At 48.5% G+C, this 8,102-nt stretch carries 10 protein-coding genes; 2 read left to right on the top strand and 8 right to left on the bottom strand.

The window, feature by feature from the left end; genetic code table 11:
- Nucleotides 1–156: 156 nt before the first annotated feature.
- The 5 genes from AACZ40_RS26870 to AACZ40_RS26850 form a co-directional block, all read right to left on the bottom strand.
- Nucleotides 157–804 carry a hypothetical protein gene (locus tag AACZ40_RS26870; RefSeq protein WP_339676639.1) on the bottom strand — a complete coding sequence of 216 codons (648 nt, stop codon included), beginning with the start codon at nt 802–804 and terminating at the stop codon, nt 157–159.
- A gap of 17 nt (nt 805–821) precedes the next feature.
- Nucleotides 822–1,016, bottom strand: a complete 195-nt coding sequence (locus tag AACZ40_RS26865; RefSeq protein ID WP_155366329.1) for a DUF2997 domain-containing protein — start codon at nt 1,014–1,016, stop codon at nt 822–824.
- Nucleotides 1,013–1,381 carry a DUF1257 domain-containing protein gene (locus AACZ40_RS26860; protein ID WP_339676632.1) on the bottom strand — a complete coding sequence of 123 codons (369 nt, stop codon included), beginning with the start codon at nt 1,379–1,381 and terminating at the stop codon, nt 1,013–1,015. The genes AACZ40_RS26865 and AACZ40_RS26860 overlap by 4 nt, the downstream gene beginning before the upstream one ends.
- 1 nt (nt 1,382) lies before the next feature.
- Nucleotides 1,383–1,952, bottom strand: a complete 570-nt coding sequence (locus tag AACZ40_RS26855) for a hypothetical protein (RefSeq protein ID WP_145187071.1) — start codon at nt 1,950–1,952, stop codon at nt 1,383–1,385.
- A 475-nt stretch (nt 1,953–2,427) separates the two neighbouring features.
- Nucleotides 2,428–3,723, bottom strand: a complete 1,296-nt coding sequence (locus AACZ40_RS26850; RefSeq protein ID WP_291176350.1) for a hypothetical protein — start codon at nt 3,721–3,723, stop codon at nt 2,428–2,430.
- Nucleotides 3,724–3,872: 149 nt separating this feature from the next.
- Here AACZ40_RS26850 and AACZ40_RS26845 point away from each other — a divergent pair, with 149 nt between their 5' ends.
- On the top strand, nt 3,873–4,070 hold the full coding sequence (locus AACZ40_RS26845) for a helix-turn-helix transcriptional regulator (protein WP_228030378.1): 198 nt from the start codon (nt 3,873–3,875) through the stop codon (nt 4,068–4,070).
- Nucleotides 4,071–4,076: 6 nt separating this feature from the next.
- Here AACZ40_RS26845 and AACZ40_RS26840 read toward each other — a convergent pair whose 3' ends face one another.
- From AACZ40_RS26840 to AACZ40_RS26830, 3 genes are all read right to left on the bottom strand, one after another.
- On the bottom strand, nt 4,077–4,391 hold the full coding sequence (locus AACZ40_RS26840; protein WP_145187065.1) for a hypothetical protein: 315 nt from the start codon (nt 4,389–4,391) through the stop codon (nt 4,077–4,079).
- Between the two features lie 210 nt (nt 4,392–4,601).
- Nucleotides 4,602–4,793, bottom strand: a complete 192-nt coding sequence (locus tag AACZ40_RS26835; protein ID WP_145187063.1) for a hypothetical protein — start codon at nt 4,791–4,793, stop codon at nt 4,602–4,604.
- 154 nt (nt 4,794–4,947) lie between these two features.
- Nucleotides 4,948–7,350, bottom strand: coding sequence for a recombinase family protein (locus tag AACZ40_RS26830; RefSeq protein WP_291176357.1), 2,403 nt, complete (start codon nt 7,348–7,350; stop codon nt 4,948–4,950).
- A 528-nt stretch (nt 7,351–7,878) separates the two neighbouring features.
- Here AACZ40_RS26830 and AACZ40_RS26825 point away from each other — a divergent pair.
- Nucleotides 7,879–8,102 (top strand): site-specific integrase (locus tag AACZ40_RS26825; protein ID WP_339676626.1); only part of this gene is annotated, 224 nt, incomplete at its 3' end.

Here is an 8,102-nt window from a genome sequence, read left to right as displayed (position 1 = left end):
GGCAGAGCCGGGACATTTCCAGCAATGCTTCATCGTGTTCGTGGCTCTGAATCCAGATGCCGGTAAAGCAGGCGCGTACGTTCTCCGCAAGACGTTCGGATAGTAACATAGGATTTTCCTTGATGGTTTGAAGTAAAAAGAAGGTGTGAGGTGTGCTTAATTGGATTCCGCCAGCTGGCCGATCGTCTCCAGCCAGGAGATGATTTCCCCGTCGGGATCACGTTCCTGCAGCAGGGGGACCGTCATTTGTTCGACGGCACTAGTGTTGAGCCAGTGCTTGGCCCGATTTCTGAGTCGGACCCGGATTCGGCGGGTTAGCTGTTTCCAGCTATAGTCAGCATGCCGACTGTCGAATACCCGTTGCGCCACTTCCGATGCCACACAATCATGGTCACCGAATTCGAGAGCGATATCGGCGACAGCCTGAATGGCTTGCGGATGCAGGTAGTTCTCCAGACTCCGTTTCCGTGTCAGCACAGCACGACAACGGATGCGTTGATTGATCTGAGATATAAACTCTTCCCGCTGTTCCCTCTCAGGGGGCATTTCTCCGTCATAGAGATGGAATTCTGACAGTTGAAGTGGGGCCAACCGCCTGAGCCAGGCCCGGGGGTGGCCGCCGATGGGTACGAAAATGAGTTCCCGGTCGCATTCCATCGCGGCCAAATCAGGGAGTGTGGGATGTGCCGAATGCAGGAGCGTCGAGATGCGGGTCAGAAATTCAATATCGTGGGCTCCTTCAACGACGACCAGAATACGTACCGGCTGAGGATCTTCGGGAATCGGGTCCGGCAAGACCTGCATGTGTTGATTTGCGAAAGTTAATTCTCCTGTGTTAAATGGTTGGGTTGATGCTGGACACTCTGGTGGTACTCGGAGGTCAGCTGTTCTGAAGAGACCTTTCCCAGTGCCGCTTCCAGAAACCGGCTGGCGTCTTTGCACCGGGAGCCGGTAAAGCCGCGGGTTTCGATGCGGGACTGACCGTCGGTAGAAAAAATGATGTCGATGGTTTTCAATGGTCTGCTCCGATCTGAATGGTGAGTTTAATGGAACCGTCGCTCAACTGGTTTTCCAGGACAGAATGTCCCTTCCGGCGTGCCTCCAGACGGCATTTTTCCACCCCGTAAAATTGGAGTAGTCGATTGAGCTGAGCCGGTTCTCCCCAGCGTCCTTCAAAGTTGTCGAATCGAACCTGGCCCTGCTCGATATCGAAGACGACGGGATACCGCCAGTCGGGGAGACGGACGCAATAGCCGGTGGCTTCCCCACTAAACAGCGGGACGGTTTCGTGAACGGGGTCTCCCAGTTCAAGTCGGCGGCAGGCCAGGCCCAATGCCTCAGAGTCGCGGACCTCCGTTTGGATGGTGACAATATGTGACATTTCAGGTTTCCCTTTCTGTAGATGAGTTATCAGGAGATTGAAGTAAATCCGTTAACCGGAGTTTGGCTGGATCTGTTTTCGCAGGTGGCATCAGCCGTGGTTCAGATGAGACCAAATCGTCCAATAGTAATTCTGTGATCTCATTCTTGTCTGCCGGTTCAACCTTCTGCTGCAGTAACAGCCAGCAAATCAACAGGGGCAGCAGACTGACCACGACAAACGCCACCCTGGTGATCGCAGCCGCAATGATCGGATCTCGGTTTCGGCGGTCGGCGATTTCGCGGCGTTCTGCCTCCAGCTGATCCCGCTGGTGACCGATCTCGTTTCGCTCGGTTTGCATCTCGCGCTGCAGAGTGACCATTTCCTGTCTGGCGTTGGCGTCTGCTTCCACCAGCTCGCGTGACCCCGAGGCGACTTCCTGCTGCAGTTCCGACATCCGGCGGTTTTGATCCGCCTGTCGTTCCAGTTGCTGGGTGGCCAGTTCGGCCACACGGCTGTTTTCGTCAGGGCTACAGCTGACTCCGATCAGTAGGATCAGTGTCAGCGTGATTAGCAGAGTCTGTTTTTCCATGTGCCCTCCAGCGTTGAATCAGGTGTCTGAGAATTCCCTGTAGCGCCAGCCGCAACCGCCGTTCCTTGATCAAAGCGACGACGGACAGCAACAGAGCGACAGAGACGAACGTTAAAACCATGTATTCCAAGCAAGGCTCCTTTCTTTCTAATAAGGGGAACTGTGTGAAAAGCAAAACGCCCCGCATTCCAAAGTAATGCGAGGCGTTTTAACTGATTATGTTTTTGAATTACGGGTGACGGTAAGTGACAATAGCTAAGCTGCGCACCTATTAATCATGACACGTTTCGAGCCAAAATTTAGATACAGTGTGTGAAGCCACTATGCAGAAGTAACTTTCTCAAAAGATTTCAAGTTCTGTAGCTGGAACTTAACCCACCTAAACCTGAAATGGATCACGTTTTCGTGGAACTTTATGTTCAAGAGACCATATTAAAGGTTGTCTGAGCGATTGAATGAAATTTTGAAGGGGAATTCATTTACCAGATTCCGTATCGACATTGAGCGTCGTTTTATATTTGTAATTAGTGTAGGGAAAAGAGATTTCGAAGTCGATCCTGTCTGGATCGAAATCCAGTCCTCCCTTTGGTGTATTAAAACTCTTTGTTTCTCCTTTCATCCAGGAATCATGATTCCAGAACCAGACTTTCGATTGGTCACCTTTTCGAAATGCAACATCAACTCGACATTGGGGAAGCAAGGAAACTCCGTTTAAGGTAAGTTGAACGCCACGCTGAGTGTCCCAGACTATTCCCGCTTGATACGGTTGGTAGGAACCTTGAAAACTCAGGTCTTTACAGATTTGAGCAATGTCTTTGTCTTTTTCCGCTCCCTGATAAACATAATGAATCTGCGTGGCAAACTGCGGTGAATAGATTGTAATGTCCAATTCTTGCACGTGTGTGACAGTCGTCTTTTCCACTGTTCGTCCCAAGACTTCCTCTCCGCTTTGATATCGCCCCCACATGCTGGTATTAGCTGGCCATGTTTCTAGGAAATGTACGTTTTTTCGAACCTTTCCGCTTGCCCCAGTCAATTGCACCACAATGGTACAATCTTTAAGTGTTTCCCCACGGTTCTGAAGTACAAGCCAATCATTTGGTCCGGAGTCTCCCCAGGACTCATTAAAATCGACTACGATACGACCAGCCGAATCACTTAAGGTTGCCGAATACTTTTCAGCAACTTTGGGAAGCAACAGTAGCGCTGCTTCAAGTTGATCGACTGCGGCAATAGCTGACTGTAATTCTACATTTAAAGCGTTCTGCTTCGCCTCTGCATCAAGGCCACGGTGATAGCTACCCAAAAAATTACCAAAGAATCCATCAAGCATCGAACCTACAAACAGTGTTCCCTCATCGGCAGGCTTTGGCAGGGCGTTCAAATTGTTAATACATTTCAAGAATAAGGTATTCGCATTTTGGACTTGATCAGAAAGATACATAATCTCTTTATCGTTCGATTTGATCTCACGTAAGTCTAATAAGGTGGACTGTACATCCGCCATAATTTCCGCTATCTCGCGATTATCCCGAAAATGGCCTGGATCAGATTTCATCTCCATACTGAGGTGTGAAGCAAGCACTCGGTATTCTTCAGGCAAGGGTTTACTGGAGGGGGTTGAGTTTTTAGGGAGGTTACTTGCTGTTGTGTCGCCGCCACATCCCGAAAGTGTGAGAGCCAACGGTATCACGTATACAAATGCAATTATTTGATTCACCGAAATGATGCTTTCGATGGTGTAGCTGATTCTCCTTGATAGTTGCAACATTGATTTTCTCCTCTTTTAATGGCGAATGTTTTTGAATACCTGCACTCTGATTGTCCAAGTTTACACTCAATAATGATACTTATAATCCGTGGTGTTATCGTCATTGTCAAGTGTTAAATGCTCGTATGACTAAACGAGCAGACATATTGATGAGATTTGGAAAGCGAGTCCGCAAACTGCGCAAAGAGCAAGGCTACTCTCAAGAGAATTTTGCTTATGCCTGTGAGCTGGACCGGACTTACGTCGGCGGGATCGAACGGGGGGAACGAAATCTTTCATTACGGAATATCGAACGGATCGCCGATACACTCGAAATCAGCCTGGCAGAACTGATGGATGGGGTTTGAGGGAGTTTAGACCTCTGGTTCAGCAACCAGGACGACTCCCAGTTGGTCAGAGTCGTCGTTTTTTTCCAGTATTGCATCTGCCGGGTTTTCAAACAGACGGGGATTCTTTACCGTTGTCGCATCATGCTGGCATACAGCATACCGTAGTCGCGCTGTCAGAAGCTGAGTCTGCAGCCGTTGGATATCTTCCTGCTCCCATTTCTGATTTACTGCGGGATCACCGGCATAAATTGTGAGCAGATTTGAATCTTCGAGATCCATTTCTTCACACCAGAACTGCAGGGCAGCTCTGATCAACATGATTTCTTGTCTCGTTAGCATTGATCTCCTTTCTTGACTTTATCAATTCGATCAAAGAGGATTTGTGTGTTTTCCCCTGGAATGAACTGGGAGGCTGGCTGCCACAATGATGAAGTTCGGATTTGCCGATGGCTGGTATCAATGCATTGGATTTTACAGTTGTTTCCACTGACCCTAAGTTTTGACATGTTTGTTGCATCGTCAATACACCTTAGTTTCGATTTGCTATTTTTAGATCGGCTTATCCGCTGAACCTGTGGCATCCCTGGCATCAAAATCTGCTGGATGTTGGTTTTTCAACCAGATACGAGCAATCAGGTGCCCAATCAACTGAGCCAGTTCTTGACGCCTGTCAACAAGATCATTCTTGACTCCCGGCTCTGCAGATTTGACTTGGGATGTAGAATGTATCTTCTGTTTCATTCACATCTCCTTTTTACATGAATACATAAAAAAAGCCCGATAAGAAATGAAATCCAATATCGGGCAAGTTCAACACGAAATGTCACAGTGCGACCAGCGGCCGCAAAAACATCTTTCTATAAATTCTCCTTTCTAAGAATCAGCTGGGCACATATCAGTTTTTAGAATTGCCATTCACCGGCTCACCAGACCGTGCATTACCGCGTCGTGAGCGACCGTCTGGCATGGTTTCTCCCAATTCGGCGTAAAACTTCCTCAGCGCTAGTGTCAGGCCTCGTGGGCCGTAATCAAAGTCGGGTGCCATATCCTTAATAAGTATACCTTGTTCATAAAGCTCCTTTGCTTTTGATAATGTTTTTTTACGACGGTCGTCCGCCGTGGGAACGGGAAGGTTTCGTGAAGTATGCCACCATGAAATCGCTTTACCGATGATAGTATCATTCGTCTTCAGTTTTCTGGCGATCACAAGATAAGGCAGCCCCTGATCTGCCAACTGCACAGCTTCATCGGCCAGTTGCCGGTAAAGCGGCAACTTATCCTGTTTATTAGGCAGTTGCTTACGACGTCGACGTCCGTCAGGGACAGGCAGTCCGCGAGACCGAAACCAGTGCTTGATAAGAACCGTAATGTAACTACGTGACTTACCCATCTCTTTGGCTATCTGCTTACAGAGCAGCCCCTCATCAGAGAGGGCCTTTGCTGCTTCAGCCTGTCTATCGATCAGCTTTTCTGCTTTATAGTCGATAATCACTTCTTTGCCCTGCCGCTGTTCTGCATCGGCAGTCATACCTGTCAGCTGACTGGAGACGGCAGAAACTACATCCACAACGAACCGGCCCTGTAACCACCCTTTATTCTGTCTGCGCTCCCCCATCTGATATAGGTCTATTTGACCTCCAGTCAGCAGATCGATGATACGGCGGGCGATTCGGAAATCAGATTCATCTTCAGAAAATGAAGCGGATGCGATTAAATTGCCAAATTCATCAAGTAAAGCAGTGACATCCTCAGCTGTCGGTACAACGACACCTTGAGTTTGTGCTGTTTCCAGGGAAGCCAGTTCTACTGAAACAGCCGAGTACTGGCCCCGTAGCTCTTTCAGAAGCAGTTCTGTCTGTTTCTGCTCTGCTGGTGATTCACCTGGAGAACGACGATTGAACTCAATTTTACTCATCAGCTTTTTCGCTTCAGAGCGTAATTGACTTAAACGTTCTGGATCAGGCTTTTGAACCGATTCAGCCGCCTGCTGACAGGCAACGATGATTTCCAGCACCAGCTCAGAATCAGATCGGATCAATTCTACAAGTTTTTCACACGTTAATTGTAACGCAAGCTCCCGGTTGAGATGCGTATATAGGGGGCGATCCTCAGCTTTAGTAGCACGACATAATGGACAAAGCAGGCTCCGGCCGTATGGGCCCCCTACGACGAGCTTACGACCATGCTCAGGGCAAACAAAAAGTTGCCGTAACAAACGCGGCCTTGCCTCTTGAACTTTACCCAAGGGCTTTCGACCGGATTTTTGCTTTTCGTTTGCCAGAAGGTCCTGGACCCGGTACCACTGCTCGTCTGAAATGATCCGTAGATATTCAAACTGCTGTGACTTGAGGGGCTCATCGCGTTCGACCTGTTTGGCATAATCCTTTTTGCTCAACCATTCGGTCTCTTTTGCACCATAACACCAAAATCCCCGGTAGGCTGGACGCATCAAATGCTTTCGTACCAGCTCATGCGTCCAGATGCCTGTTAAGGATTTATTGGGAGCAGGTGCATTGGGATCACCATTCAGGTCTTGAGCAATACGGTCCATACTTTTACCTGCCACATACCAATCAAAGATTTTTTTGATCCAGGGGGCCGTTTCTGGATCTATGACTATCTTCTGTCGCGGTCGCTTTTGTTTGGTAAATTGACCTGGAACATCTTGCCCCGTATAACCCAACGAAAGTGAAGTACAGACCATCCCTTGCAGAAACAAAGTCTCATGTGCTGCCTGTATATGAGCGCTATGCATTCCTGCATAGATTTCATCCAGAAAAGAGTACATCTGGAGCATCATTCTCCAGTTATCTCCATCTGCTGTGTCCAGTCCCGACTTCACAAAAATGGCACGAAGCCCGCGTTCTACCAGTTCTTCTTCAACAAACTGCATTGATTTGTAGTTTTTGCGATACAGCCGGGACGTCGTAAATACCAGGAGAACTTCGAACTCTTTATTTTCAATGGCCTCTTTTAGCTGGTTAAACCCGGAACGGCGTTCTTTCTTGCCGCTCACAGCCAAATCATAGAAGATTTTTTCGCGTGGTATGAAAATTCCAGCTTTGATCGCTGCCTCAAAGATAACGCGAATCTGATCAGCAATCGATTCCTGAAAGCGGGAAGAAAATCTCGCATAAGCGGCCCCTATCGATTCTGCTTGTTTGCGAGGAAGTTTGGCGTGGTATTCTGCCACGATCGCATCAATTTCTCCCGCTGTCTTAAGTACTAAATCCTCGCGTTCTTGAGCAATCTGCTCACGTGTCCGAGTTACCTTAGTTTTGTAGTTTGGCTTTAACATGAAAGCACTCCTTAAAAGAGGTTTTGCCACCCAGCCAACAGACATATTTCTTCGAACGTCGAAGACTTCAAATACAAGTCGCAGGTGGTACGAGTGCTGAGCATAAAAATGGAATGTCGCACAATTGTCGCAGCGTGCGACATTGAAAGAAAAAATGGCGGGACCGTAGAAAATTTTTCGAAAACCAGAAAAAGCCCGTACTATCCTTCACCGATGGGAGCGGTTTTCGCTAACGGGCGCCCTGTAATCGAGCAGTCAGGACGATGAAATGGCCATAGAATAGCGTCCTGAATGCTAAATATTCCCTATTTATTGAACTAAACCGCTTCGCGGTAGGCCTGGGATCGGCAACTGTGATTGATCCTTCCGCTGAGGGCTCGTCCCCCCGGACCGTAAAGCACACGTAGGTACCCAGGTCCGTCTGTACGGCCTGTTCCGAATATTCCGATTTGCGCTTCCGCCATTTGTGAGGCATAGTTTCAGTACCTTCCCGGTCTCTGAAATCTCTGTTTCACGAAAGGTCCAGTGATGACTCCACTGCGGCAGCGCATGATCGAGGACATGGAACTGCGGAACCTGTCTCCGAAAACGATCAATCTTTACGTCGACAACATATCCCGCTTTGCCCGGCACTTCGGTAAAAGCCCGGAAGTCCTGGGACCAGAGGCCATCCGGACTTATCTGCTGTATCTGGTCCAGGAACGGCAAGTCGCCTGGGGAACCTATAAGCAGGTGTTGGCCTCGCTACGGTT

This window comes from uncultured Gimesia sp., assembly GCF_963972345.1.
Lineage (GTDB): Bacteria > Planctomycetota > Planctomycetia > Planctomycetales > Planctomycetaceae > Gimesia.
This window is presented reverse-complemented; position numbering and strand designations above follow the sequence as displayed.

What these genes read in the sequence shown, in the direction of transcription:
- AACZ40_RS26870 (WP_339676639.1), bottom strand. Translation starts at nt 804, where the DNA reads ATGCAGGTCTTGCCGGACCCGATTCCCGAAGATCCTCAGCCGGTACGT.
- AACZ40_RS26860 (WP_339676632.1), bottom strand. Translation starts at nt 1,381, where the DNA reads ATGTCACATATTGTCACCATCCAAACGGAGGTCCGCGACTCTGAGGCA.
- AACZ40_RS26855 (WP_145187071.1), bottom strand. Translation starts at nt 1,952, where the DNA reads ATGGAAAAACAGACTCTGCTAATCACGCTGACACTGATCCTACTGATC.
- AACZ40_RS26850 (WP_291176350.1), bottom strand. Translation starts at nt 3,723, where the DNA reads ATGTTGCAACTATCAAGGAGAATCAGCTACACCATCGAAAGCATCATT.
- AACZ40_RS26845 (WP_228030378.1), top strand. Translation starts at nt 3,873, where the DNA reads ATGAGATTTGGAAAGCGAGTCCGCAAACTGCGCAAAGAGCAAGGCTAC.
- AACZ40_RS26840 (WP_145187065.1), bottom strand. Translation starts at nt 4,391, where the DNA reads ATGCTAACGAGACAAGAAATCATGTTGATCAGAGCTGCCCTGCAGTTC.
- AACZ40_RS26835 (WP_145187063.1), bottom strand. Translation starts at nt 4,793, where the DNA reads ATGAAACAGAAGATACATTCTACATCCCAAGTCAAATCTGCAGAGCCG.
- AACZ40_RS26830 (WP_291176357.1), bottom strand. Translation starts at nt 7,350, where the DNA reads ATGTTAAAGCCAAACTACAAAACTAAGGTAACTCGGACACGTGAGCAG.